Origin of the sequence: Billgrantia lactosivorans, from assembly GCF_003254665.1 — a bacterium.
Classification (GTDB): domain Bacteria; phylum Pseudomonadota; class Gammaproteobacteria; order Pseudomonadales; family Halomonadaceae; genus Halomonas; species Halomonas lactosivorans.
In genome coordinates this window covers 1-25,736 of record NZ_QHGY01000009.1, presented here as the reverse complement: position 1 = coordinate 25,736, position 25,736 = coordinate 1, and the positions used below count along the sequence as shown (strand labels likewise).

The window sequence follows — 25,736 nt, the reverse complement described above, 5'->3', positions numbered from 1 at the left end:
GGCTAAGGAGGGATGCCGTGCCCGAGTTCGAACTAGCGACTATCGATCTGGTGATCGTCGGCCTCTACGTGGTCATGATTCTGGGCATCGGTTTCTGGGCGGGGCGCAAGCAGCAGGATTCGGAGAGCTACTTCCTGGCCGGTCGCGGCACGCTCTGGCCACTGGTCGGCCTCAGCCTGGTGTCCGCCAACCTTTCCGGCACTTCCTACATCGGCCTGGCGGGCGCGGGCTACCACGACGGCATCGCGGTGTGGAACTACGAGTGGATGGCCACGCTGGTGCTGGTGTTCTTCGTGCTCTTCATTCTGCCGTTCTACCTGCGCTCGCGGGTCAGCACCATGCCGGAGTTCCTCGCCCGCCGCTACGACCAGCGCTCACGCTACGCCTTTTCGCTGTTCTCGATATTCACCGCCATCCTGATCGACAGTGCCGGCGCGCTGTTCGCCGGCGGCATTACCCTGCAGCTACTGTTCCCCGACGTACCGCTGGGCGTACTGATTGGCGCCATGGCGCTGCTCGGCGGCGGTTACGTGATCCTCGGTGGGCTGCGAGCGGTGATCGTCACCGATACCATTCAGTGTGTGCTGCTCTACGTGGCGGGTGGCATCATCTTCTTCATGGTCTTCAATGAGCTGGGCTCCTGGAGCGCGGTGAAGGAAGCCGCACCGGAGAACGGCTTCAGCATCGTCAAGCCGGCGGACGACGACTTCCTGCCCTGGCCCGGTATCTTCACCGGTGTGCTGTGGCTGGGCTTCTACTATTGGACGACCAACCACATCGTCATGCAGAAGGTGCTCTCCGCCAAGAGCATCGACCACGGCCGCTGGGGCGCGCTGATGGCGGCGTTTCTCCAGTTGCCGCTGCTGTTCCTGCTGATCCTGCCCGGCACCATGGGTCGCGCCATCTACCCGGAGCTGGAAGAGGCGGACCTGATCTGGCCGACGCTGGCCTTCGACCTCCTGCCCATCGGCATACGCGGGGTAGTGCTGGCAGCACTGGTGGCCGCACTGATGTCGACGCTCGACTCGGTGCTCAACGGCGCTTCCTCGTTGGTGGTCAACGACTTCATCAAGACACGCAAGAAGCAGCGCAGCGAAAAGCAGCTGTTGCTGATCAGCCGTGGCATGGTGGCCGTATTCATGGTCGTCGCCGGGCTGTGGGCGCCGGTGATCCTCACCTTCGAGGGCATCGTCGAGTATTTCCAGTCCTTCCTCGGCTACGTCACCATGCCGGCGGTGGTGATCTTCCTCGGCGGGCTGTTCTGGCGTCGGGCCACCGCGGCGGCGGGGTTCTGGACCCTGGTCATCGGCGCGCCGATCGGCATGGCCGGCTTTCTCGCCGGCGAGATCTTCGAGCTGTATCAGCTGCAGTTCCTCTACGGCACCGGCCTCATGCTGCTGCTGTGCGTGTCGATCTTCGTCGGCGTCACGCTGGGCACCGAGGCGCCAAGAGAGGAGGAGCTCAAGGATTGCGTCTGGTCGCGCGCGGCCTGGCGCGAGGAGTCGCGCGAGCTTGCCGGCAAGCCGTGGTGGCAGAACTACCGCGTGCTGGCGGGCCTGCTGGTGGTCGTAACCGTGGTCTGGGTTGGCCTGTTCATCTAGCGGGAAGACGGTGGCGGGCCTGCCCCGCCACCGTCGGAGCCTGGCATGAAAGGCTCAACCAAGTGCCTCGCTCTCCTCCAGCGCACCGGTCTGCACCCGCCATTGGGCGGCATAGCGCCCGCCCCGGTCGAGCAGCTCGGCGTGGGTGCCCTGCTCCACGACTCGTCCGCCGTCGATCACCACGATCTCGTCGGCGTGGACGATGGTCGAGAGGCGGTGGGCGATCATGATCACGGTGCGGCCGTGGCCGATCTTCGCCAGCGAGCGCTGGATGGCCGCCTCGGTCTCGTTGTCCACCGCGCTGGTGGCTTCATCGAGCACCAGGATCGGCGGATCCTTGAGCAGGGCCCGCGCCAGCGAGAGGCGCTGGCGCTGCCCGCCGGAAAGGCGCACGCCGCGCTCGCCCACGGCGGTGTCGAGCCCCTGCGGCAACGCCTGGATGAACTCCCACGCCTCGGCGGTGCGCGCCGCCTCGATCACCTCCGCTTCGCTGGCCTCGGGCTTGCCGTAGGCGATGTTGTCGCGAACCGAGCCCTCGAACAGGTAGACGTCCTGGCTCACCAGGCCGATGGCCTGGCGCAGCGAGGTCAGGCTCACCTCGCCGATCGGCTGGCCGTCGATGCAGACCCGGCCGGCGGCGGGGTCGTAGAAGCGCAGCAGCAGTTTCATCAGGGTCGACTTGCCCGAGCCGGTGGCACCCACCAGCGCCAGGGTATTGCCGGCAGGCACGTGCAGGCTGACGCCGTCCACGCCCACGCCGCTGGCGTCATAGCGGAAGCTCACCGCCTCGAAGCTCACCTCGCCGCGCACCGGCTCGGCCAGCGGCCGGCCCTCGTTGTCCTTCACCGTGATCGGCACCGCCAGCAGGTCGAGGATGCGCCGGGTGCTGGCCATGGCGCGCTCGAACAGGTCGATCACCTCGGCGAGGCCCGTCAGCGGCCACAGCAGGCGCTGGGTGAGGAACACCAGCACCCCATAGGCGCCAACGTTGAGGTCGCCGCTCAGCGCCTGCATGCCGCCCACGGTGAAGGTGGCGAGGAAGCCGGCCAGGATCGCCATGCGGATCACCGGGATGAAGGCCGAGCTGACCTGGATGGCGCGCCGGTTGGCCTCGACGTAGGCCTCGCTGACCTGGCGCAGGCGTTCGGCCTCGCGCGCCTCGCTGGTGAAGCTCTTGATGGTGGCGATGCCCGAGAGATTGTTGGAGAGCCGGCTGGCGAGGTCGCCCACCTTCTCGCGCACGTCGGCGTAGAGCGGGCCGGCCTTGCGCTGGAAGTAGAAGGCGCCCCAGATGATCAGCGGGATCGGCGTGAAGGCGAGCAGCGCGATCAGCGGCGAGATGACGAAGAACACCGCCCCCACCGCCACCACGGTGACGCCGACCTGGATCAGCGAGTTGGCGCCGCCGTCGAGGAAGCGCTCGAGCTGGTTGACGTCGTCGTTCATGGTCGCCACCAGTTGCCCCGAGCTCTTCGACTCGAAGTAGGCCATGTCGAGGCGCTGGGCGTGCTCGTAGGTGTCCAGGCGCATGTCGGCCTGCAGCCGCTGGGCCAGGTTGCGCCACAGAATCTTGTAGAGGTACTCGAAGATCGATTCGCCGGCCCAGATGAAGAAGGTGAGCACGGCGAGCACCATGATCTGTTCCTGGGCGGTCTCGAAGCCGGCTCGCGCGACGAAGCTGCGCTCCTGGTTGACCACCACGTCGATGGCCACGCCGATGAGGATCTCGGGGGCGATATCGAAGATCTTGTTGACGATCGAGCAGGTGGTGGCGGCGACGATGCGACGACGGTAGCCGCGCGCATAGCGCAGCAGGCGCACCAGGGCCTGGAAGCTGTTGGCGGAAGCATGGGTTGGCATTTGAGAATTCCTTGCGAACAAGAGTCGCAGCTTACCGGGAGAAGGCCGCCTGCACCAAGGTGAAACCGGTCCGTCTAGCCTCGGGTTCCTTGCCTGAGCGACCCAGCGGCCCGTCGAGCTTGCATCGAGCCGGCACTCTTCACGACAATGTTTCGCTTGCTCACTACCCTGGACGCTCGATGCTCGCCGATCTCTTTGCCGTGATGGCGCCCGTACTGGCCGGTGCCGGTCTCGGCTTCACCTGGATCCGCCTGGGCCAGCCCTACCCCGTGGATTTCGTCACGCGCCTGGTCTTCAACATCGGCACCCCGGCGCTGGTGATCGCCTCGCTCTCCGGGGCCGAAATCGACGCCGGCAGTTTCGGGCGCACCATGCTGGCCACGGCGCTGGTCATCGTCGCCATGGGCCTCGCCACCTTCGCCATGGCGCGCCTGCTGCGTCGTGACTGGCGGGTGCTGCTGGCACCGATGATGTACCCCAATACCGGCAACATGGGGCTGCCGGTAGTGCTCTACGCCTTCGGCAGCGCCGGCTTCGCCTTCGGCATCACGGTGATGGTCACGGTGTCGCTGTTCCAGTTCACCATCGGGGCCATCATCGCCAGCACCGGCAACCCCCTGCGAACCCTGGTCAGGACGCCCACGGTTTACGCTATCCTGATAGCACTCACGCTGCTGCTGACCGACACCGAGCTGCCGCGGTGGCTGGACAACAGCGTGGGGCTGATCTCGGGCTTCACCGTGCCGCTCATGCTGATCACGCTGGGCGTGTCGCTGGCCAGCATCAAGGTCAAGAACCTGCGTTCGGGGATCGGCTTCAGCCTGCTGCGCACGCCGGTGGCCGCGCTGCTGGCCTGGGGGATCGGCACGCTGCTGGGGCTGTCGCCGCTGGCGCTCGGCATCCTCGTGATCCAGATGAGCATGCCGGTGGCCGTGTTCAACTACCTGTTCGCGCAGCGCGCCAAGCGCGAGCCGGAGTACGTGGCCAGCCTGGTGTTCTGCTCGACGCTGCTGTCATTGCTCTATCTGCCGATCCTGCTGGCGATCCTGATGTAGCGGCAAGCCCCGCCGGGCGGGGAATGGGAACACCCCGGGCGCTTCGGAGTCTGTATCTTTCGGGGCGGCATCGAAATGCAAGGGAGAGAGTCATGCATGAAGCAAGCAAACGGCTGGCGGTTGGGCTGCTGGCGTCCCTCGCGGCAGGCGTCGGCACGAGCCAGGCCGCCGAGGTCGTCGCCGAGCGCATTGATACCGAACATCTGGAGCTTCGCCTCGAGCGGATTGCCGAAGGGTTCGAGCACCCCTGGGCCGTGATCCTGCTGCCGGACGGCCGCTTCCTGGTCAGCGAACGCCCGGGGCGCCTGGCGCTGGTCGAGGAGGACGGCAGCATCGCTCAACTGGAGGGCCTTCCCGAGGTCAACCCCCGTGGCCAGGGCGGGCTGCTCGACCTGGAACTGCACCCTCGCTACGGCGACGGCGAGCACGACTGGCTCTACTTCACCTGGAGCAAGCCTGGCGATGGCGGTAGCGCAACCGCCCTGAGTCGCGCCCGACTGGATGATGACGGCTTGACGGACATCGAACTGCTGTTTGCACAGAATCGTGACTCCAAGCGAGGCATCCACTACGGTTCACGCCTTGCCTGGTTGCCCGACGGCACCCTGCTGATGACCATCGGCGAACGCGGCACCCCGTCGCGGGCGCAGGACGGCCGCGACCATGCCGGCAGTGTGCTGCGCCTGACGGAAACCGGCGGCGTGCCCGACGACAACCCCTTCGTCGACGATGACGAAACCCTCGACGAGATCTTCACCCTGGGCAACCGCAACCCCCAGGGCCTGGTCGTCACCCAAGCGGGCGATGCCTGGGCCACCGAACATGGCCCCCGCACCGGCGACGAGCTCAACCGGCTCATCGCCGGCGAGAACTATGGCTGGCCCGAGGCAAGCCAAGGGCTTGACTACGGCACACGTGAGCCCATCGGGGAGAAGTCGCTGCCCGGCATGCGCGATCCGGCCTATGTCTTCGAGGGCCGATTCGCCCCTTCCGGCCTGACCCAGGTCACCTCGGACATGTTCGAAGCCTGGCAGGGCAACCTGCTGGCGGGGGGGTTACGCAGCGAGCAGCTTTACCGCCTGGAGCTGGAGGAGGATCGCGTCGTCGACGCTGAGCAGGTGCTCGACGGGGAAATCGGACGCATTCGCGACGTGCACCAGGGTCATGACGGCGCCATCTACCTGATCAGCGACGACGATTCGAAGGGCAGTCTCTACCGGTTGAGGCCGGTGGATTGAACTCCGGCGCGGCGCCGGGCTGGAAAGCCGGCACTCCCGCATTCCTCGACCATCGTTCGCGAGCCGCCATGCGCCTACGCAATCTCATACTCCTGACCGTCATCGCACCGCTGTTTCTCGCGCTGCTGATCTTCAGCCTGGTGGCCATCAAGTCGCTCGAGGACAACGTGCGCAACCGCCTGGAGCGGGAGGTCCAGGTCATCACCAACGTGATCGGCACCACCCTGAGCCAGGCACTTACCCGCGACGCCACCGAGCACCTCGAGGAGTCGCTCTACTCTGCGTTCTCGTTCCATCGGATCTACGGCGCCTACGTGTTCGACGAAAGCGGCCGGGAGATCTACGGCCTGGGGCTGGGCCAGGCGCTGTTCAGCCCCGAGACCATTCGCGAGGTGGCCGAGGATGGCGAGATGCGTGCGGCCTACCGCGAGCACGACGGCTGGCACTACTACTCGGCGCTGAAGCCGCTGCAATCCGCCACCGGCGAGGTGCAGGGGGTGCTCCAGGTCAACCGGCTCAACACCGGCATCGAGAACTACACCGGCTTTCTCAGCCAGCTGGCCCTGCTGGCCTTCGTCATCGGCGCGGGCGGGATCGTGCTGGGCATCTGGTGGGGGTTCCGGCGTCACATCGAGCGACCGCTGGAGCGTCTGCTGACCGTCATGCAGCGCGTCGAGGCCGGCGACCGCGGCCAGCGTGCCGAAGCCAAGGGACCGCAGGAGTACGAGCGCCTTGCCGTGGCGCTCAACGGCATGCTGGACGCCATGGCCGAGAAGGATGCCGACATCGAGGCGCGCCGTCGCAAGGAGATCGAACTGGAGAAACGCCTGCGCAAGTCGAAGAAGCTCGCCGAGCTGGGGGTGCTGGCTGCCGGGGTCGCCCACGAGATCGGCGCGCCGCTGACGGTGATCAACGGCCAGGCCCAGCGCCTGGCCCGTCGCGCGACGCTCGACGACGACGACCGGAACCGGCTGGGGCGCATTCGCAGCGAAGTGGAGCGTATCGTCGAGATCGTACGCCAGCTGATGGAGCTGGGTCGCCGCCACAACGTCGAGAAGGAGCCGCTGGACCTGTCGGAGCTGCTCGAGACAGCGCGTGAGCTGGTCGAGGAGGACTTCGAGCAGAAGGCCATTCGGCTCGAACTCGACCTTGTCGCGCCCTCCTCGCCGCTGCTGGCCAACGGCCAGCAGCTGATCCAGGTACTGACCAATCTGCTGCGCAACGCCGCCCAGGCCAAGGAAGTCAGCCGGGTCCGCATCAGCTCGCGGGAACGGGACGGCTGGTTGACGCTGTGGGTGGAGGACGATGGCGCCGGTATCGTCGACAAGGACAAATCGCAGGTCTTCGATCCCTTTTTCACGACCAAGCCCGTGGGCCAGGGAAGCGGCCTGGGGCTTTCCATGGTGCACCGAATCATCAACGACCACGGCGGCACCGTCGGGGTGTTCGACAGCGAACTGGGGGGAGCCGGCTTCGAGATCGGACTGCCACTGAACGATGCCGATGAAGGAGGAACTGCCACGTGACAGGGAGCCACAGCCATAGCGATTTTCCGATACTCATCGTCGAGGATGACGCCGCCATCCTCGAGCTGCTGGAGGAGGAGCTTCAGGAGGCCGGTTACCAGACGCTAGGCGTCGGCAGCGCCGAGGAGGCCGTCGTCACCCTGAGTCACACCGAGGTGGCCCTGATCATCAGCGACGTGCGCCTCCCGGGGATGAGTGGCATGCAGCTGCTCGAGCAGCTGCGCCATGAGGGCAGTCGCCTGGGGTTCATCATCATCACCGCCTTCGGCACCATCGACCAGGCCGTCGAGGCGCTCAAGATCGGTGCCGACGACTTCCTCACCAAGCCCCTGGACCTGGAGAGCGTGGGAGAAGCGGTCTTCCGAGTGCTGGAAAACCGGCGCCTGGCCGAACGCCTGCACCAGGACGAGCCGGCCGGCCACTTTCACGGCATCGTGGGCGAAAGCGAATCGATGCAGGCGCTGTTCCACGATGCGGCACGCCTGGCCAAGAGCGATGCGCCCATCCTCATCCTGGGCGAGAGCGGTACCGGCAAGGAGCTGCTGGCCCGCGCCATTCACGCCGAGAGTCCGCGCGCCGACCAGCCCTTTGTCGCCATCAACTGCGCCAGCATTCCCTCCGAGCTGATGGAGAGCGAGTTCTTCGGCCATGTGAAGGGCGCCTTCACCGGTGCCAACGAATCGCGCCAGGGTCTGTTCCAGGCGGCCAACGGCGGCAGCCTCTTCCTCGACGAGATCGGCGAGATGTCACCCGGCCTGCAGGCCAAGCTGCTGCGCGCCTTGCAGGAAAAAAAGGTCAAGGCGGTGGGGGCCGAGAAGGAGGAGGCGGTGGACGTGCGCATCATCGCCGCCACCCATCGGGATCTGGAGCAGGAGATCGAGAGCGGCAATTTCCGCAGCGATCTGTTCTACCGCCTTGAGACGTTCTCGCTGCGCATTCCCCCGCTGCGTGAGCGCCCGGGGGATATCGAACGTCTGGTCACGGCCATGATCGAGAAGCATGCCAGTGCCCAGGGCAAGACCATCGAGCGCATCGAGCCCCTGGCCCTGCAGACCCTGCTGGACTACCCCTACCCTGGCAACGTACGCGAGCTGGAGAATGCCGTCATGCGCGCCGTGACCCTGGCGGAAGAGGGCCTGCTCAGCCATACCGACCTGCCCGAGCGGATTCGCCAGCATGGCCAGGACCAGCGCGGTGCCGCCCGGCAGATCGAGACGGGCAAGGCCATGATTGCCAGCGGCCAGCAGAGCTGGCCCAGCCTGGAAGAAGTCGAGAAACGCTACATCCAGAAAGTGCTCGAGGCGACGGGCGGCAACAAGCGGCGCACCGCCGACATCCTCGGTATCGCCCGGCGCACGCTCTATCGCCGCCTCGAGGACGAATAGCCTGGCGCAACGCTGTCGGCAAGGGAGCGAATCGCCACAAAAAAGCCCCCGTGGGAGCTCGGGGGCGAAGCACGCCATGCAATCCGGCTGACGGTGCAAGGGGGGAGGGTGGCGGGCCGCCAGCGGATCGCGCGCGTCATGCTTGGGCGACGCTTCCCTGCGTCGAGGTCCCTCCTCTGGCCCCAGCCACCCGGCTGGGGCTGAGACCCAAGGGGATCAGTGGCTCTCGTGGTCCTCATCCTCTTCCGGATAGTCCCACTCCTCTTCCTCGTTCTCGTATTCGAACTCGGGCTCGGACTCTTCGCCCGGCATCGCCTCGGTTCCTTCGCCGAAGCCGGGATCGTCCTGCGCGCCTGGCGCAGCCGGATCACCGCCCGGTGCGGTCTCGGCCCCCGGCGCCGCGGGATCGGCGCCGGGCGCTGTCTCGGCACCCGGGCCAGGCTCAGAGCCCTGTGCATCCGGAGCGGTCTCGGCACCCGGATCCGTGGCCCCCGGTGCGGCCGGATCTTGCTCCATGCCCGGCTCCTGTTGCATGCCAGGCTCCTGTTGCATGCCAGGCTCCTGCTCCATGCCAGGCTCCTGCTGCATGCCAGGCTCCTGTTGCATGCCAGGCTCCTGTTGCATGCCAGGCTCCTGCTCCATGCCAGGCTCCTGCTGCATGCCAGGCTCCTGTTGCATGCCCGGATCCTGCTCCATGCCAGGCTCCTGTTGCATGCCCGGATCCTGCTCCATGCCAGGCTCCTGCTGCATGCCAGGCTCCTGCTGCATGCCCGGATCCGCCTCGGTACCCGGGGTGGCGGGCTCCTCGGCGTTCGGTTGATTCTGGTATTCGTCCTGCTGGGTCTGCTGGGCCAACGCCAACGGGCTGGCAGTCAGCCCCATGGTCACGCCGAGAACGCCCAGCGTCTTCAGAAATTCCTTGGACATCATGTTACTACCTCCTGAACATCGACTTGCGAGGATAAAGGGCTTCCTGCCCGGAACTCTCACCGCGTGGACCGCACGCGAAGAATTCGTTCGCCCGGGCAACGGGACGGTTAGCTGTTCCCGCCCTGCTCGTCCTCCGAATCATCTTCCTGATCGTCATCCTCGGTTTCATCATCCTGACCGCCTTCCATGGTAGCTTGCTGACCGTCAGGCTCTTCGTCGGGCACCGGTTCCTGCTCAGCCTCGGGGAACGATTCCTCGTCGGAAGCTTCATCACCGGACATTTCCGTATCGGATCCCTCAGGCTCTTCCTCGGCGCCGGCCACGGGTTCTGCGGCGCCATCGCCGGAAGCCGTATCGGTCTGGTCGATGCCCGGATCGTCCGTGGAGTCCTCCATCGGTGAACTCTGCTCCTCCATGGCGGGGCTCTCCTCCTCTACCGGAGGAAGCTCGTCGTCATCGTCGCCACAGCCGACGAGCGACAACGTCCCCAGCGCAAGCGCCACTGCCGAGGCCAAGGCCGTCATTCGCCTGGCAGGTTTCCTTGCACGCTGGTCATGGCTCATGTGGATCTCTCCCTGGTTGGTCGTCCTCACCTTAGCTGCAGCACAGGCTGTGCCAGCCTTGCCACACCTGGAATTACAAGCTTTATAACAAAGACTTAACCAAACCAAGAAACGCACCGGCAATGGCCTTGGTCGCCCCTTTCGCATGGTGCAAACTGACACATGGCTAGGAGTGCCACAGCCGCCCTCCCGGGATTACGCTCGGCTGGTGCATGCAGACAACAAGGGGGCACCGAATCGGCGCCCCCTTGCCGGACGGGGATGGCGTTGCGCGAAGATGCGCTATTCGGGGGTGATGCCTCGCAGCCGCTCGCTGCGTCGCCTCAGCAACTCCAGCGTCGTCAGCAGCAGCATGGAGAGCAGGACCAGCAGCGTGGCCACGGCCAGGATCGTCGGGCTGATCTGTTCGCGAATCCCGGACCACATCTGGATCGGCATGGTGCGCTGCTCGGGCCCGGCAACGAACAACACCACCACCACCTCGTCGAAGGACGTGATGAAGGCGAACAGGGCGCCGGAAACGACCCCCGGCGTGACCAGCGGCAGCACCACCTTGAAGAACGTTCGGGTGGGGTTGGCGCCAAGGCTGTGGGCCGCACGGATCAGGGTGGTATCGAAACTCGACAGGGTGGCCGTCACGGTGATGACGACGAACGGTATGCCAAGCGCGGTGTGCGCCAGGATCACGCCGAGGTAGGTCTGGGCGAGGTTGATCTTCGAGAAGAAGAAGAACATGGCCGCCGCGGAGATGATCAGCGGCACGATCATGGGTGAGATCAGCAGCGCCATGATCGCCCCGCGCGCCGGCATGTAGCGGCTGGAGAGCCCCAGGGCCGCCACCGTGCCCAGGATCGTCGCCAGGATGGTCGAGGCGATGCCGATGATGAAGCTGTTCTTGATCGCCCCGAGCCAGGCCCGCGAGGTGAAGAAGTCCTCGTACCAGCGCAGCGAGTAGCCGGCCGGGTCGAGCGTGAGCATCGCCTCGGAGAAGGTGAAGTAGGGCTGCGCATTGAACGACAGCGGGATGATGATGAGCAGCGGCCCCACCAGGAACAGGAAGATCAGCGCGCAGAGGCCCAGGAACACGTAATGCCAGATGCGTTCGCCACGAGTCGCGTAGGAAGGAATGGCCATCGGATTACCCCAGCTTGACCTTGTCGACGCCGATCAGGCGATTGAAGACCATGTAGAAGACGATCACCACGAACAGCAGGATCGAGGCAATGGCCGCGGCCAGCCCCCAGTTGAGCGAGGTCTGCATGTGGTAAGCGATGTAGTTGGTGATGAAACGCCCCGACTGTCCGCCTACCAGCGCCGGCGTGATGTAGTAGCCGATCGAGAGAATGAAGACCAGGATGCCGCCGGCGGCAATGCCCGGCACGGTGAGCGGGAAGTAGACTCGCCGGAAACTCAGGAAGGGCTTGCCGCCCAGCGAGCGGGCCGCACGCATGTAGCTCGGTGGAATGGTCTTCATCACCGAGTAGAGCGGCAGGATCATGAACGGCAGCAGGATATGGGTCATGGCGACGATGGTGCCCGTCTTGTTGTGAATCATCTGCCAGCGCGCCTCGTCGGCAATCACGCCCAGGGTGACCATCAGGTCGTTGAGCACCCCCTGGGATTGCAGGATCGCGATCCAGGTCGTGGTCCGCACCAGCAGCGAGGTCCAGAACGGCAGCAGTACCAGGATCATCAGCAGGTTCGAATGGCGCAGCGGCAGGCTGGCCAGCAGGAAGGCGATCGGGTAGCCGAGCACTAGCGTCAGCCCCGTGATGACCGCGCTCATCCAGAAGGTGCGCCAGAACAGCCCCACATGCACTTCGAGATGATCCGGTACCTTGACGATTTCGCCATCGAGGCTGAGCCGCCGGTCCACCGCCGCCAGGTAGTAGGAGATCGTGTAGGGTCGCGCCTCGCGCTGTATCAAGCGCCAGGTGTCGAGCTCGCCCCAGGCGCGATGGGCCTCCACCAGCGACTCGCGAAACGGCGGCTCGAGGTTGCGCACGCCGCGCGCGGTGCGACTGATCGCGGAGCGCATGCCCGACTTCTCGTAGTTGAGCCGGCTCGACAGCAGGCCCAGGTTGCGCGCTTCCTGGCCAGTACGCAGATCCTCGGCCAGGGCGGCGAATGCGGGTTCTTCCGGTAGCGACCCGCCGTCCCAGCCCTCCAGGGCCTCGACGGTGCGCGGAAGATAGGTGGAGACTTCAGCATTCTCGACGCTTCGCCACAGCATCTCGACGATCGGCATGACGAAAGCGACCCCCAGGAACAGCAGCAGCGGCGAGACCAGCAGAAAGGCCTTCACCTTCGAGCGCCGCACGGCGCGTCGCAGGCTGACCTTGAGCGGCACACCGTCAGCGGTAGTCAGGGGGGAAGCAGGGGATTCGGACACTCGGGCCCCTCCAGGAAACGACGTTACGAATGAAGTGTCGACGGGCCCCCGCCTGGCCACGCGGCCAGGCGGGGGCCGTGGCTCACTGGGCCAGCCAGGCGTCGAAGCGCTGGGTCAGCTCGTCGTTGTAGTCGGCCCAGAAGTAGTCATCCTTCTGCAGGGCCGTGGCGAAGTTGGGCGGGAAGGTCGGCATGTGCGGCATCATGTCGATACCGGTTTCCGCGTGCACCGAGACCATGTCCGAGGACGAGTAGCGCGCCGGGCCGTAGGAGATGTACTGGGCCTGGTCGGCGAGGCGCTGGGTGTCGGTGGCGAAGTAGAGGTAATCCTTGACCTTGTCGAGCTTGCCGACAGGCACCACCCAGCCGTCCAGCTCGAACACCTGGGCGTCCCAGATGATCTCGAAGGGCTGGTCTTCGGAAACCATCGCATCGAAGATTCGCCCGTTGTAGGCCGAGGCGAAGGCGACCTCCTGGTCGGCCAGCAGTTGCGGCGGCTGGGCGCCCTCTTCCCACCAGATCACCTCGTCCTTGATGGTGTCGAGCTTGTCGAAGGCGCGCTGGATGCCCTCTTCGGTTTCCAGCATGGCGTAGACCTCGTCGCTATCCACGCCGTCGGCGATCAGCGCCCACTCGAGGTTGTTGATCGGCTTGCGCAGCAGGGCCCGCTTGCCGGGATAGTTCTCCAGGTCGAAGACATCGGCGATGGTACTGGGCTGCTTGTCCTCGGGGAACATCTCGGTGTTGAAGGCGACGATGTTGGAGTAGACGATCGAGGCCACGAAGCAGTCGCCCAGGGCGCCGTCGACGAAATCCTCGCTGGGCGGGGTACCGTCCGGTGCATCAGCCAGCAGCTCGTCGTGATCCAGCGGCTCGATCAGCCCTTCGTCGCAGGCGATCATGGCGTCCGCCGGCAGCATGTCGACCAGGTCCCAGGTCACGTTGCCGGCCTGGCTCTGCGAGCGCAACCCGGCCAGGGCGTTGCCGCTCTGGTCGATGTTGACGATCTCGTCGCCCGTCTTTTCCATCCACGGCTCGTGGTAGGCCTTCTGCTGGCTCATGCTGTAGGCGCCGCCCCAGGAGACGATGTTGAGCGTCTGCTGCGCCTGCGCCATGGTCGCCAACGCCATGACCGAGGCGCCCGCCACGGCACAGGTCACCCGCTTGAGAGCCACTTTCCCTGCTTGCTTGTCATCGTGTTTCATGGTCAATCTCCGCTTGTTGTACTTGTTGAACCGCAGGTTGAGCACTTTCAGGCATCGAGCGCCCGACAGTCGCTACTGGACCAGCCGATGACGATCGACTGGCCCGGCCTCAGCGAGGCATATCCCTTCGAGTTGGGGGTCTTGAGAATGAATTCGTCGTTACCGCAGACGCTGACGCGGGTGCGCAGGTGATCGCCGAGATAGATCACCTCCCTGACCTCGGCACGGAAGCAGTTGTCGAAGTCATGATCGGCTTCATCCGCCACGATGTCGATGCGCTCGGGGCGCAGCGAGAGCGTCGTCCGCGTCCCGACGCCCCCCGCGGCGACGGCCTTGGCCGATACCGTCTCGCCGCTATCGAGACGGACCTGGCAGCTGTCGCCGATGGTTTCGATCACCTCCCCATAGAGCCGATTGTTCTCCCCGATGAAATTGGCGACGAAGGCATTCTCGGGCGCTTCGTAGAGCGTCTCGGGCTCGGCAAGCTGCTGCACCACGCCATCGTTGAACACGGCGATACGATCGGACATGGTCAAGGCTTCGGTCTGATCGTGGGTCACGTAGATCATGGTGACCCCCAGGTTGGCGTGGATGCGCTTGATCTCGTACTGCATCTCCTCGCGCAGGTTCTTGTCGAGCGCTCCGAGCGGTTCGTCCATCAATACCAGTTCGGGCTCGAAGACCAGCGCCCGAGCCAGGGCCACACGCTGCTGCTGCCCCCCCGACAGCTGCGCCGGGCGACGGTCGCCGAAATTCTCCAGCCGCACCATGGCCAGCGCGCGATCGACCTTGCGCTTGATCTCGGCCTTGGACAGATGACGGACCTCCAGCGGGAAGGAGAGATTCTCGGCCACCGACATGTGGGGAAAGAGGGCATAGTTCTGGAAGACCATGCCGATGCCCCGCTTGTGCGGCGGCAGGTCGTTGATCGGATCGCCCTTGAGCAGGATCTGGCCGTGGGTCGGGGTCTCGAAGCCCGCCATCATCATCAGGCAGGTGGTCTTGCCGGAGCCGGATGGGCCCAGCAGCGTGACGAATTCACCACGCCGAATGTCGAGATTGAAGCCCTTGACGACCAGCTCGACCCCGTCGTAGCTCTTCTGCACGTTGATGAAACGGACGAAGTGCGTATCCGTTGGATGGTCGGCTTCCCTTGCGTCTTCGTTGCGTTCTTGTTGCAGGCTTTCGTTCATGCAGGGTTCCCACTCATGGCCAACCGCAGGCGAAGACGGTTCATGCGTGCCGGCTGGCCCTTGTTCTTGTCGGTCAGCCATGACCCTATTCCTATCCGGGCGAGAACCGCAATCCCCGCTGGGTCCAATTAGCGTTGAACGAGGACGGGGACACTCGACGGGTTATCGGTTAACCCAGCGTTACCCAAACAGAAATTTGGGTTACATTTCCGCACCGGCCAGCCCCCCACGCGAAGCCGATTCGGCAGCGCCGCTCCGTTCGTGTACCATCCTTGTCACAATATACTCCTTGTCACAATATAGTCGCCCAGGCATGCCCGTGTGCCGGTTATTGAACTGACAGCTTGCGTCAAAGCCGCCACACTGGTCGTGGTGTGACGTCCAATGCGTGCACCCGAGTACGTCTCGTCGGACAGCCCGACATCACGTCAATCAGGAGAGCACGATCATGTACAGCAAGATCATGGTCCCGGTCGACCTCGCCCATCTGGAAGTGCTGAAACCGTCGCTGCAGGCCGTGAGCGATCTGGCCAGGCACTACCGAGCCGAGGTCTGCTATGTAGGGGTGACCTCCTCCGCCCCGAGCAGCGTGGCCAGGACACCGCAGGAGTACGCGCAGAAGCTCGAGGCGTTTGCCCAGCAGCAAGCCACGCTGCATGGCCAAGCCGTCAGCGTGCATACCGTCAGCAGCGCGGATCCGGTCGCCGATCTCGACGACCTGTTGCTGCAGGCGATCGATGACGTCGGCGCCGATCTCGTGGTCATGCCCACCCACCCACCGAAGCATCTCGACGTCATCATGCCGTCTCATGGCGGCAAGATCGCCACCCACACCGATGTCTCGGTCTTTCTGGTCAGGCCACCCCGCTCCTGACCGCCGCCGACAACTACCCACCCACTTCGACGTTTAATGGGAGAACGCAACGTGGATAACGATTCTCGCGACGAACGCTCCAGGGAGCCGGAGCCCTCGGAAGGCGTGCCAGCGCCGGAAGGCCCCGCCAACCTGATCGATACCGACTACGTCATCGGTCAGGACAACCTGGCCACCGACAAGCTCGGCTTCAGCATCGACCTGCATGGCAAGGTGTTCTCCATCTCGGCCCTGGTGACGGTGTTCTTCGTGGTGCTCACCCTGGCCCTCCAGGACCAGGTCGAGCCGCTGTTCACGGCCCTGCGCGACTGGCTCACCGGCAACCTCGACTGGTTCTTCCTGCTCGCGGGGAACATCTTCGTGCTGCTGTGCCTGGCGCTGATCGTGTCGCCGCTGGGCAAGGTGCGCATTGGCGGTATGCATGCCAAACCAGACTTCACCTATGTAGGCTGGTTCGCCATGCTGTTCGCCGCGGGGATGGGTATCGGGCTGATGTTCTACGGCGTCTCCGAGCCGATGTCCCACTTCGGCGCGGCCCTGGACGGTACCAGCGTGGAGGATGGCGCGCGCACCGACTGGGCGCCGCTCGGTGGCGCCGCCGACGATCCGGCGGGGGCCGCTCGCCTGGGCATGGCCGCGACGATCTATCACTGGGGCCTGCACCCCTGGGCGATCTACGCCGTGGTGGCACTGGCGCTGGCCATCTTCTCGTTCAACAAGGGCCTGCCGCTGACCATGCGCTCGATCTTCTACCCGGTGCTGGGCGAACGGGTGTGGGGCTGGCCGGGTCACATCGTCGACATCCTGGCGGTCTTCGCCACCCTGTTCGGGCTTGCCACCTCGCTGGGGCTCGGCGCCTCTCAGGCCTCGGCGGGTCTCAGCTACCTGTTCGGCATCCCCGAGTCCGACGCCACCATGGTGCTGTTGATCCTCGCCATCACCGCCATCGCCATCGTCTCGATCCTGGCCGGGGTGGACAAGGGGGTGCGCCGTCTCTCCGAGATCAACATGGCCCTCGCCGTGCTGCTGCTGCTGTTCGTCATCCTGGTGGGGCCGACCCTGCTGATCCTCACCGGCTTCTTCCAGAACCTCGGAGCCTACGCCGTCAACCTGCCGGCGTTGTCGAACCCCTTCGGTCGCGAGGACGCCAACTTCAGCCAGGGCTGGACCGCCTTCTACTGGGCCTGGTGGATCTCCTGGTCGCCCTTCGTCGGCATGTTCATCGCCCGGGTCAGCCGCGGCCGCAGCGTACGCGAATTCCTGATCGCCGTGCTGCTGGTGCCCTCGCTGGTTTCGGTGCTGTGGATGACCGCCTTCGGCGGCACCGCCATCGACCAGCTGGTGAACGCCGGCTTCGAGGGGGTGCGCGACGCTAACCTCGAGCTGCAGCTGTTCGTGATGCTCGGCGAGCTACCGCTGACCGCCATCACCTCCTTCGTGGGCATCGTGCTGGTCGTGGTGTTCTTCATCACCTCGTCGGATTCCGGCTCGCTGGTGATCGATACCATCACCGCGGGCGGCAAGGTCGACGCGCCCAAGCCGCAGCGGGTGTTCTGGGCCATCATCGAGGGCGTCATTGCCATCGCCCTGCTGCTGGGTGGCGGCCTCGCCGCGCTGCAGGCGATGGCGGTCTCGACCGGCCTGCCCTTCACCCTGGTGTTGCTGGCAGGCTGCTACGCCATCATCAAGGGCCTGATGAGCGAACCGCGGGCCTGACCGACAAGGGGGGACGGTGGGCGCCGGGCTGCCTGCCGTCCACCCCTTCCCCTCCGAGCGACAGCGGAGGCCAGCGTGGCCTTTCCGCTCGTCCGTCGCGGCATTTCCTCCTCGGCAACGATGAAATCGTCCCTTTCGTCAAGTGTTTCATGCGGCTATCGGCCACTAGCCAGGTGCTAGCGCTTCGGGCATATTTCGAATAGATCATTACAACTATGCTCAAGGAGCCGCTCTCGCCCATGATGGCACCCGAAGACGCCTTTCGTCTGCTCGCCGATGGCTTGGGCAAGGCCGGCACTCCCCAGGCGTTCGATCACCTGGTCGAGCGCATCTCCACGATACTCGACGGGGAGCACGTGCTCATCGGAAAGCTGCTTTCCGACAACGCCTCCATCCGGACCGTTTCCTTCTGGTCGCGAGGCTCGCTGCAACCCACCTCGGTCTATACGCTGGCGGGCACGCCCTGCGAGCACGTGCTGAATGACGAAGTCTGCGAATTCTCCGACGGCGTCTGTCAACGCTTTCCAGACGATACGATGCTCAAGGAGCTGGGGGTCGAGAGCTACGTGGGCATCCCGCTGCGCGCCCCCCAGGGCGATCTCGTCGGCCTGCTCGCGGTGCTTTCCAGCCGCCCTCTCGAACTGGCCGCCTACGCTCCGGAAGTGCTGCGTATCGCCGCAGCCCAGGCGGGCGCCGAGATGGCACGGCGGGCCGAGGAGGAGAAGCGCCGCAGCAGCGACTACCGCATCCAGCAGCTCATCTACTGGGACAGCGTGACCGGCCTGCCCAACCGGCGCTACTTCATGGAGCGGCTGGAAGAGGCCTGCGAGCAGGCGCGCCTGCGCGACAACTGCCTGGGACTGCTCTATCTCGACCTGCAGCGCTTCCGCCAGATCAACGATACCCAGGGGCATGAACTGGGTGACCTCATGCTGGCCGAGATCGCCGGCCGCTTCGGCGCCCAGGCCGAGCCGGGAGAATTCGTCGCCCGCCTGGGGGGCGATGAGTTCATGGTCCTGCTCACCGACACTCGGCCGGCCGCCATGGCGCACGCCATCGAACGCTATCGCAACAGCCTCACGGCGCCGATCGAGTTGTCGGAACGCAGTTTTTCGATTTCCGCCAGCGTCGGTGCGGCGCTGTTTCCCCGCGATGCCGACACCGCCCAGTCGCTGTTCCAGCACGCCAGCATCGCGCTCAATCACGCCAAGCGGGACAGCAGTCGCACGCGCTTCTTCACCGCCACCATGGCGGACGAGCTTCATCAGTACGAGCTGCTGCAGCTGCGCTTCAGCGACGCCTTGGCCAAGGGCAAGCTGTCGCTCGCCTTCCAGCCGCAGTTCAGCCTCAAGACCGGCAAGCTGACCGGAGCGGAAGCCCTGTGCCGGTGGCACGACGAGATCCTGGGCCACGTCAGCCCCGGCACCTTCATCCCGCTGGCCGAAGAGCAAGGCCTGATCTGCGCCCTGGGCGAGTGGGTGCTCGAGGCCGCCTGCCAGCAGCTGATGGCCTGGGAGCGCCAGGGCAAGCCGTTTCCCGGGCGGCTGAGCGTCAACGTCTCGGCGCAGCAGATGGACGATCCGCGACTGGCCGAGCATATCCAGCGCATCGCGATGCGCGTGCCCCCCGGCAAGCTGGGGCTGGAGCTCACCGAAAGCGGCTTGATGCGCAACCCCGAGCAGACGGTGCGCGTGACGCGAGCCCTGTGCAAGGCGGGTTTCAGCCTGGCGATCGATGACTTCGGCACCGGCTATTCGTCACTCTCCTACCTCAAGCGCTTTGCCGCCGACACCCTGAAGATCGACATGTCCTTCGTCCAGGACATGCTCAAGAGCAGCCATGATCACGCCATTGTCGCCACCATCGTTGCCATGGCGCAGACCCTGGGCATGCTGACGGTGGCGGAAGGCGTCGAGGCCGCCGAGCAGGCCGAAGCCCTGCGTGCGCTGGGCTGCACCGGCGTGCAGGGCTTTCACTTCGGCCGCCCCGTGGACGGCGACAGCTTCGCCGAGCTCTGGCTGTGAGCCGGCATCGGGCCGGCCGTCAGGCGCTGTCCGTCGGCCGAAGCGCGTTGCGGACTAGGTCCATAGCGCGCTGACGGGAAGTTCGGGGGCGTAGTGCCTTGCCACCTGGGCCTGGAGCAGCTCGGCCGTCGCCAGCGCATCGACCATGGCATGATGCCCCTGGTAGTCGGGCAGCCCGTAGCGCCGCCGACTGTCGCCCAGGCGTATCGAGACGGGCGGACGCCGCATCCAGCGCCGCAGGCGCGACCACAGCGAAAGCCGATGAAGTCGCGCTTCGAGCGACATGGTATCGATCATCGGGAAGCGGATCCCCTCCCCCAGCCGCGCCCTGACCGCCTCATCGAGGAACGGTCGCTCGATGTGGCGGAAATGCACCACCACGATGCGCCCCGCCAGGGCCTCGAGCAGCTCGGGCAGGATCGCCTCGAGGTCGGGCGCCGCGGCCACCTCCGAGTGGGTGATGTGATGATAGGCGATCGAGGTCTCGGACAGCGGCCGGCTGGGACGCACGATCCAGTAGCGTCGCTCGGCGAGAGGAATTCGCTGCAGGCTGAAGGGCACCAGGCCGATGCTGACGATGGCATGCCGCTGCACGTCGAGGCCGGTGGTTTCCAGGTCCAGCGCCACCAGCGGCGTCTCGGCGAGCGGCGTGTCGGGCGCCGGCCAGCCCGCCGCGAAGAACGTCCTGAGCATGGGCTCCCGGGCTTCGGCCGCCCGGCGCTGCAGGTAGGCGGGCCAGTCGAGCCCCGACGAGCGCGAACCCAGCCGATGCGACAGCATGGCTCAGCGCGCCCGGCCAGTGGGCGCCGGCACAGGATAGCGATACTTGAGGAATTTCTGAGCGTGGCTCAGGACCTGAAAGGCATCCTTCAAGTGGTGGCGCTCGCTGTCGGCGACGTTCTCGGGCTCGATGTTGTTGTCCGGCTCCTGGTCGTGCTGCAGGTCGAGGACCTGGTGGCGAATACGCACCATGGAGAGCAGTTCCATGGCATAGCGCAGCTTCTCGCCTACCCCCGGTGCCAGCAGCTGCGTGGCGGCGATATCGTCCAGCCGCTCGAAGCTGTTCTGGGCGCGCGAGCCACACGCCAGCGCATGCACGCGAATCAGGTCGACCAACGGCGCCGTGCCACGACGCTTGAGGTTGATCGAATTGTTGTGCTTGCCATCCTTCTCCATCACGAAGGTACGAAAGAAGCCCAGCGGCGGCTTGCGGTTCAGCGCATTGCGCGCCATAGCGGCCAGGAACCGGGGGCTCTCGGGCGCCTGCCGGGCGATCAGGTCCTGCAGCTGCTCGACATAGGCCTCCTCGCCGAAAGCGCTGTCGAGGTCGAAGAAGATCGAGCAGTGCAGCAGCCGCTCCGGGGTGGGCGCCTCGATCCACTCGCTGAAGTAGCGCTTCCATACCGCCACGGGCTGGCGCCACCTGGGATTGGTCGCCATCACCTCCCCCTTGCAGTAGGCGTAGCCGCAGGCCGCCAGGCCATCGCTGACGAACTGCGCCAGGCGCAGGAAGTAGGCATCGTGCCGCTCGGGCTCGAAGTCGTCGGCGAGGATCAGGGCGTTGTCCTGGTCGGTGACGATGGTCTGCTCGTTGCGGGCCATGGAGCCGTTGACCATGAAGCAGTACCCCACCGGGGGCGGCCCCAGGGCCTCCTCGGCCAGTTCCAGCAGGCGCCGCACGAAGCTGCGGCCGATGGTGGACAGGGCGCTGCCGACCATCTGCGAGCTGGCGCCCTCCTCCACCATGCGCATGAAGGCGGCGCGCACGTCGGGCGCCAGCCGGGCCAGCCCCTCGACGCTGGACTGGTGGAAGATGTTGCTGACCAGGTAGAGGCTGCTGTGGGTCTCGTAGCGGATGATGTCGGAGAGGTGAACGATCCCCACCGGCCGTCGCCGATAGAGCACCGGCAAGTGATGGATGTTGTTGCGCAGCATGCACAGCATGGCCTCGTGGACCGACTCGTCCGACTGGATGGTGATCAGCCGCCCGCTCGCCAGGCTGCCCACCGGGGTGTCGGGAGACAGGCCCTCGGCGACGATGCGGGTACGAAAGTCGCTGTCGGTCAGGATGCCGTGCAACCGCCAGGGACGATCCTCGCTGTCGGTGAAGGTGTGCCGCGGATCGCCGTCGGGCGTGTCGAGAATCAACGCCGCCGAGGCCTGCGAGGCGGTGATCTGGCGTGCCGCCTCCTGGACCGACGCGCCGGCTTCGACCATCACCGGGTAGCGCGTCAGCAGCTTGCGCACCCGCGTGATCATCATGTCGTTGGCTTTCTTGTGCTCCTCGACCGCCGCCTCCAGCCGCGGACGCTCCAGCTCCACGAAATCGGCGAAGTGCTCGTCGGCCTCGCACAGGCGCCGGAAGACCGGCTCGGGGATATAGTAGATCAAGGTGTCTTCCAGCGCGCGCGCCGGAAAGCGTACCCGATGATTCCTCAACAGGCTGAAATGGCCGAAGATGTCGCCCTCACCCAGGCGATTGTGGAGATCCCCCGTGCGCCGCCGCACCTCCACCGCGCCACTGCGGATATAGCACAGTTCGTGGAGTTCCTGGTCGAGCTGGAGAATGTCGGAACCGGCCTTGAAGTAGCCCACCTCGACCTGCCCGGCCACGCTGTCGAGCAGTTCGTCGTCCAGGGCATCGAAGGGCGGGAAGCGCCCCATGTGCTGCCGAATCTCGAGTAGTTCCGCGTCCATGTCCCGTCTGACTCCCGCCGCCGTGCCAAGCATCGATCATACCCCGAGGGTAATGGCCCCTCGACTCCCGACACAAGAAAGGCCACCCACAGGTGGCCTTCCTCGTTCGGTGGGACGGTCGGCTTTTACTGCTCGGCCATCTCCTGAACGCGCTGCATCAGCTCAGGATCCTGCTGGATGGCTTGGCCGATGGCGTTGAAGGTGTCCACGTCGAGACCGTTGTCCTCGACCACCTCGACCATCTTGTCATTGGCTTCCATGCGCACTTCCTGCTGGCTCTGCTCGTCTTCCGCCTCATGCAGCCGCTCGGTGTAATCCTGTGAAATCACAGCGATTTCCTGGGAGGCATCGGCAAACTGCTGGAGCTGGTCTTCGGAGAAGTCCTGTGCGGGTGCCTGCGCTTGCGGCTGGCCGGCCTGATCCTGAGCGGGGTCTTGGGCAGGGTCCTGCTGAGCGTGCGCCTGTACGGTCATCAGCCCGGCGGAGAGCAGGGCGGCCGAGAACAGTGCAGTCATCCGTTGCATGAATACCTCCAGGGTGTTGCTGTGAATGTAAGGGTTCTGACGAAGTGGAGCGTGGGGAGTTCATTTTTTTATGTTACGAAATGTATCCATCGCTTCAGCTGCGGCTTCCCCGCGCCATCGCACCGCTTAAAAAAGTTAACTTGCTAGCTTTCGCTCACCCCGGCAACCCAGTATCGTCATCGCTTATTTGCCGTGAACAAGGACCCTGTCTTTTATGTCGTCCTCCGCCAACTCTCGTCTCGATGCCGCACTGCTGGCGAGCATGCCGGTGCTGTTCGTGGCCCTGTGGAGTACCGGATTCATCGGGGCCAAGTTCGGCCTGCCCCACGCCGAGCCCTTCACCTTTCTGTTCATCCGCTTCGTGCTGACCCTCGCCCTGCTGGTCCCGCTGGTGAAGCTGATGGGCAGCAACTGGCCCGCCGGCTGGCGCCTGCGGGGGCATATTGCCGTCTCGGGTCTGCTCGTGCACGCGGCCTATCTGGGCGGGGTCTTCTACGGTATCTACCTGGGCATGCCGGCGGGCCTCACGGCGCTGCTGGTCGGCCTCCAGCCGCTGTTGACCGCCACCCTGGCGGGCCCGCTGCTGGGCGAGCGCATCACCGCCATCCAGTGGCTTGGGCTGGCCCTTGGGCTGGCCGGCATCACGCTGGTGCTGGGCAGCAAGCTCGACCCGGGCGCCATGCAGTTCCATGGCTTCGGCCTCGGCGCCCTGGCCTGCGTGCTCGTCGCGCTGGGCGGCATCACCCTGGGTACGCTCTACCAGAAGCGCTTCTGCACCGGCATGCCGCTGCTCTCGGGCACGGTGGTGCAGTATCTCTCGGCCGGCGCCCTGCTCGGCCTCGGCGCCCTGATGCTCGAGCGGCGCGATGTCGAGTGGACCCCGACCTTCGTGCTGACCCTGGGCTGGCTGGTACTGGTGCTCTCCATCGCCGCCATCCTGCTGCTCATGGCGCTGATCCGGCGCGGCGAAGCCTCGCGGGTGGCCAGCCTGTTCTACCTGGTGCCGCCCGTCACGGCACTTCAGGCCTGGTGGCTGTTCGACGAGCGCCTGCCGCCGGCGGCGCTGTTCGGCATGGCCGTCACCATCCTCGGCGTGGTACTGGCCGCTCGCGGCCAGGCACGCCGGTAGGGTGGCTCGCCGCGCAGGGGCGCTTCAGTCGCCACTCAGTCGCTCGAGGTAACCCGCTCCCCCGAGGTTGCGCATCTGCTGGCGTATCCACTGGCTGCGGCGTTCCACGTGGGGCCCCGGCCGGGTGGCATCCCAGCCCCTGGGATTGGGCAGGATCGCCGCCAGGCGGCTGGCATGCACCTCGCTGAGGCTCTCGGCGGAGACCCCGAAGTAGTGCTGCCCGGCGGCCTCCAGACCGAACACGCCATGGTCCCACTCGACGATGTTGAGGTAGACCTCGAGGATGCGCTGCTTGGGCCAGAGCGCCTCGATCAGCACGGTGAACCAGGCCTCGACGCCCTTGCGCACCCAGTTGCGCCCGGTCCACAGGAACAGGTTCTTGGCGGTCTGCTGGCTGATGGTGCTGGCCCCACGCAGCCGCGCCCCATTGCGGCTCGCCTCCCAGGCCCGGCGCATCTCGTCCACGTCGAAGCCGCGATGGACGGCGAAGCGTTGATCCTCGGCGGCGATCACGGCCAGCTTGGCGTGATCGGAGAGTTCCTCCCAAGGTCGCCAGCGGTGCTGGATGGGCAGCGACTCACCTGCCGTCCACGCCTCGACCTTGCGCTCCAGCATCACCATGGAGCCGTAGACGGGTACGTAGCGCAGCAGGATCACGAGGAGGATGGAGAGTATGACGAAGGCGGCCCCGACGAGGGCCGCCCAGCGTAGTGCGCGATAGAGCCAGACCTGGATCATGCCCCACCCTGGCGGGTGGAGCACTCATGGCTTGTGAAGATGCTCGGCATGGTAGCGCAGGTGATCCTCGATGAAGGTGGCGATGAAGAAATAGCTGTGATCATACCCCGGCTGACGGCGCAGCGTCAGGGGGTGATCATGCTCTTCGCACACCGCCTCGAGGCGCTCCGGCTTGAGCTGCTCCTCCAGGAACTGGTCCGCCTCACCCTGGTCGACGAAGAGGTGCTGGCTCGAAGCCCCCTTGGACACCAGCTCGCAGGCGTCGTACTGCGTCCAGGCGCCGGGATCGTCGCCCAGGTACTCGCGGAAGGCCTTGCGCCCCCAGGGGCACTGGGTGGGATTGACGATCGGCGAGAAGGCCGACACCGAGCGGTAGTGTCCGGGCCGGCGCAGCGCCAGGATCAGCGCTCCATGCCCGCCCATCGAGTGGCCGCTGATCGCTTCCCGGCCATTGACCGGAAAGTGCTGGCGCACCACCGAGGGCAGCTCCTCGGAAACATAGTCGTACATCCGGTAGTGCTGCTTCCAGGGCTCCTGGGTGGCGTTGACGTAGAAGCCCGCCCCCGAGCCGAAGTCGTAGCTGTCGTGCTCCCCCGGCAGGTCGGTACCGCGCGGGCTGGTGTCGGGGCAGACGATGGCGATGCCGAGCTCCGCGGCCACGCGATGCGCCCCCGCCTTCTGCATGAAGTTCTCGTCGGTGCAGGTCAGCCCCGACAGCCACCACAGCAGCGGCACGCGTTCGGTCTCGGCCTGCGGCGGCAGGTAGATGGCGAACTCCATCTCGCAGTCCAGCGCCCGCGAGCGGTGCCGGTAGCGCTTGTGCCAGCCACCGAAGCTCTTGTTGCTCGAGATCGGCTCGAGGTTCTCGGTCATGGTCATGTTCGGTCTCCTCACGGTCACCCTCAACGGGCAGCTTACCAGCCCCTGCGCATTGTCGTGGCGCGTCTGACAGGCGCGCGGCACCGGGTGCCTGTTACCTGTTCGGCGCGGCACCGGGCGCCTGTCATGGGCGCGGTACCGGACGCCTGTCATGGGCGCGGCACCGGGCGCCTGTCAATAGTGCAGCACGGTGCGGATGCTCTTGCCC

General features: G+C 65.7%; 21 protein-coding genes. 9 read left to right on the top strand and 12 right to left on the bottom strand.

Features of this window, described 5'->3' with window-relative positions; genetic code table 11:
* Positions 1-17: 17 nt before the first annotated feature.
* Positions 18-1,601 (top strand): sodium:solute symporter family transporter, encoded by a 1,584-nt coding sequence (locus tag DIS04_RS15820; RefSeq protein WP_111414755.1) that lies wholly within the window; start codon positions 18-20, stop codon positions 1,599-1,601.
* Between the two features lie 54 nt (positions 1,602-1,655).
* On the opposite strand, the gene DIS04_RS15815 is transcribed toward DIS04_RS15820, so the two are convergent.
* Positions 1,656-3,461: an ABC transporter ATP-binding protein gene (locus DIS04_RS15815; protein WP_111414754.1), complete on the bottom strand. Its 1,806-nt coding sequence runs from the start codon at positions 3,459-3,461 to the stop codon at positions 1,656-1,658.
* Between the two features lie 179 nt (positions 3,462-3,640).
* On the opposite strand from DIS04_RS15815, the gene DIS04_RS15810 reads away from it, so the two are divergent.
* The 4 genes from DIS04_RS15810 (at position 3,641) to DIS04_RS15795 (ending at position 8,665) form a co-directional block, all read left to right on the top strand.
* Positions 3,641-4,516 carry an AEC family transporter gene (locus tag DIS04_RS15810; RefSeq protein WP_111414753.1) on the top strand — a complete coding sequence of 292 codons (876 nt, stop codon included), beginning with the start codon at positions 3,641-3,643 and terminating at the stop codon, positions 4,514-4,516.
* Between the two features lie 92 nt (positions 4,517-4,608).
* The gene (locus tag DIS04_RS15805; RefSeq protein WP_111414752.1) at positions 4,609-5,754 is read left to right on the top strand and encodes a PQQ-dependent sugar dehydrogenase; all 1,146 of its coding nucleotides are present in this window, start codon (positions 4,609-4,611) and stop codon (positions 5,752-5,754) included.
* A gap of 68 nt (positions 5,755-5,822) precedes the next feature.
* Positions 5,823-7,280 (top strand): sensor histidine kinase, encoded by a 1,458-nt coding sequence (locus DIS04_RS15800; RefSeq protein ID WP_111414751.1) that lies wholly within the window; start codon positions 5,823-5,825, stop codon positions 7,278-7,280.
* Complete coding sequence (locus tag DIS04_RS15795) at positions 7,277-8,665, top strand: sigma-54-dependent transcriptional regulator (RefSeq protein WP_111414750.1); 1,389 nt, start codon at positions 7,277-7,279, stop codon at positions 8,663-8,665. Before DIS04_RS15800 ends, DIS04_RS15795 begins: the two co-directional genes overlap by 4 nt.
* A gap of 216 nt (positions 8,666-8,881) precedes the next feature.
* On the opposite strand, the gene DIS04_RS15790 is transcribed toward DIS04_RS15795, so the two are convergent.
* The 6 genes from DIS04_RS15790 to DIS04_RS15765 all read right to left on the bottom strand — a co-directional run bounded on the left by DIS04_RS15790 (position 8,882) and on the right by DIS04_RS15765 (position 14,947).
* Positions 8,882-9,595: a midas domain-containing protein gene (locus DIS04_RS15790; RefSeq protein ID WP_111414749.1), complete on the bottom strand. Its 714-nt coding sequence runs from the start codon at positions 9,593-9,595 to the stop codon at positions 8,882-8,884.
* Positions 9,596-9,702: 107 nt separating this feature from the next.
* Positions 9,703-10,158 carry a hypothetical protein gene (locus DIS04_RS15785; RefSeq protein ID WP_162623099.1) on the bottom strand — a complete coding sequence of 152 codons (456 nt, stop codon included), beginning with the start codon at positions 10,156-10,158 and terminating at the stop codon, positions 9,703-9,705.
* 282 nt (positions 10,159-10,440) lie between these two features.
* The gene (locus tag DIS04_RS15780) at positions 10,441-11,292 is read right to left on the bottom strand and encodes an ABC transporter permease (RefSeq protein ID WP_111414747.1); all 852 of its coding nucleotides are present in this window, start codon (positions 11,290-11,292) and stop codon (positions 10,441-10,443) included.
* A 4-nt stretch (positions 11,293-11,296) separates the two neighbouring features.
* Positions 11,297-12,550 carry an ABC transporter permease gene (locus tag DIS04_RS15775; RefSeq protein ID WP_111414746.1) on the bottom strand — a complete coding sequence of 418 codons (1,254 nt, stop codon included), beginning with the start codon at positions 12,548-12,550 and terminating at the stop codon, positions 11,297-11,299.
* A gap of 82 nt (positions 12,551-12,632) precedes the next feature.
* Positions 12,633-13,754, bottom strand: coding sequence for an extracellular solute-binding protein (locus DIS04_RS15770; RefSeq protein ID WP_111414835.1), 1,122 nt, complete (start codon positions 13,752-13,754; stop codon positions 12,633-12,635).
* A 47-nt stretch (positions 13,755-13,801) separates the two neighbouring features.
* Positions 13,802-14,947, bottom strand: coding sequence for an ABC transporter ATP-binding protein (locus tag DIS04_RS15765; protein ID WP_111414745.1), 1,146 nt, complete (start codon positions 14,945-14,947; stop codon positions 13,802-13,804).
* 448 nt (positions 14,948-15,395) lie between these two features.
* On the opposite strand from DIS04_RS15765, the gene DIS04_RS15760 reads away from it, so the two are divergent.
* From DIS04_RS15760 to DIS04_RS15750, 3 genes are all read left to right on the top strand, one after another.
* Positions 15,396-15,821: a universal stress protein gene (locus DIS04_RS15760; protein ID WP_111414744.1), complete on the top strand. Its 426-nt coding sequence runs from the start codon at positions 15,396-15,398 to the stop codon at positions 15,819-15,821.
* Positions 15,822-15,857: 36 nt separating this feature from the next.
* Positions 15,858-17,537 carry a BCCT family transporter gene (locus DIS04_RS15755; protein ID WP_111414743.1) on the top strand — a complete coding sequence of 560 codons (1,680 nt, stop codon included), beginning with the start codon at positions 15,858-15,860 and terminating at the stop codon, positions 17,535-17,537.
* Positions 17,538-17,776: 239 nt separating this feature from the next.
* Complete coding sequence (locus tag DIS04_RS15750) at positions 17,777-19,561, top strand: putative bifunctional diguanylate cyclase/phosphodiesterase (RefSeq protein WP_162623098.1); 1,785 nt, start codon at positions 17,777-17,779, stop codon at positions 19,559-19,561.
* 54 nt (positions 19,562-19,615) lie between these two features.
* Here the strand turns inward: DIS04_RS15750 and DIS04_RS15745 are convergent, their stop codons facing one another.
* The 3 genes from DIS04_RS15745 to DIS04_RS15735 all read right to left on the bottom strand — a co-directional run bounded on the left by DIS04_RS15745 (position 19,616) and on the right by DIS04_RS15735 (position 22,782).
* Positions 19,616-20,341, bottom strand: coding sequence for a 3'-5' exonuclease (locus DIS04_RS15745; RefSeq protein ID WP_111414741.1), 726 nt, complete (start codon positions 20,339-20,341; stop codon positions 19,616-19,618).
* A gap of 3 nt (positions 20,342-20,344) precedes the next feature.
* A complete protein-coding gene (locus DIS04_RS15740; protein WP_111414740.1) occupies positions 20,345-22,258 on the bottom strand; it encodes a DUF294 nucleotidyltransferase-like domain-containing protein in 1,914 nt (637 codons plus the stop codon).
* A 125-nt stretch (positions 22,259-22,383) separates the two neighbouring features.
* Positions 22,384-22,782 (bottom strand): DUF4168 domain-containing protein, encoded by a 399-nt coding sequence (locus DIS04_RS15735; protein ID WP_111414739.1) that lies wholly within the window; start codon positions 22,780-22,782, stop codon positions 22,384-22,386.
* A gap of 214 nt (positions 22,783-22,996) precedes the next feature.
* On the opposite strand from DIS04_RS15735, the gene DIS04_RS15730 reads away from it, so the two are divergent.
* Positions 22,997-23,911, top strand: coding sequence for a DMT family transporter (locus DIS04_RS15730; RefSeq protein WP_111414738.1), 915 nt, complete (start codon positions 22,997-22,999; stop codon positions 23,909-23,911).
* 24 nt (positions 23,912-23,935) lie between these two features.
* Here the strand turns inward: DIS04_RS15730 and mtgA are convergent, their stop codons facing one another.
* Positions 23,936-24,649: a monofunctional biosynthetic peptidoglycan transglycosylase gene (mtgA, locus tag DIS04_RS15725; protein WP_111414737.1), complete on the bottom strand. Its 714-nt coding sequence runs from the start codon at positions 24,647-24,649 to the stop codon at positions 23,936-23,938.
* Between the two features lie 24 nt (positions 24,650-24,673).
* The gene (fghA, locus tag DIS04_RS15720; RefSeq protein WP_111414736.1) at positions 24,674-25,528 is read right to left on the bottom strand and encodes an S-formylglutathione hydrolase; all 855 of its coding nucleotides are present in this window, start codon (positions 25,526-25,528) and stop codon (positions 24,674-24,676) included.
* Positions 25,529-25,736 lie beyond the last annotated feature (208 nt).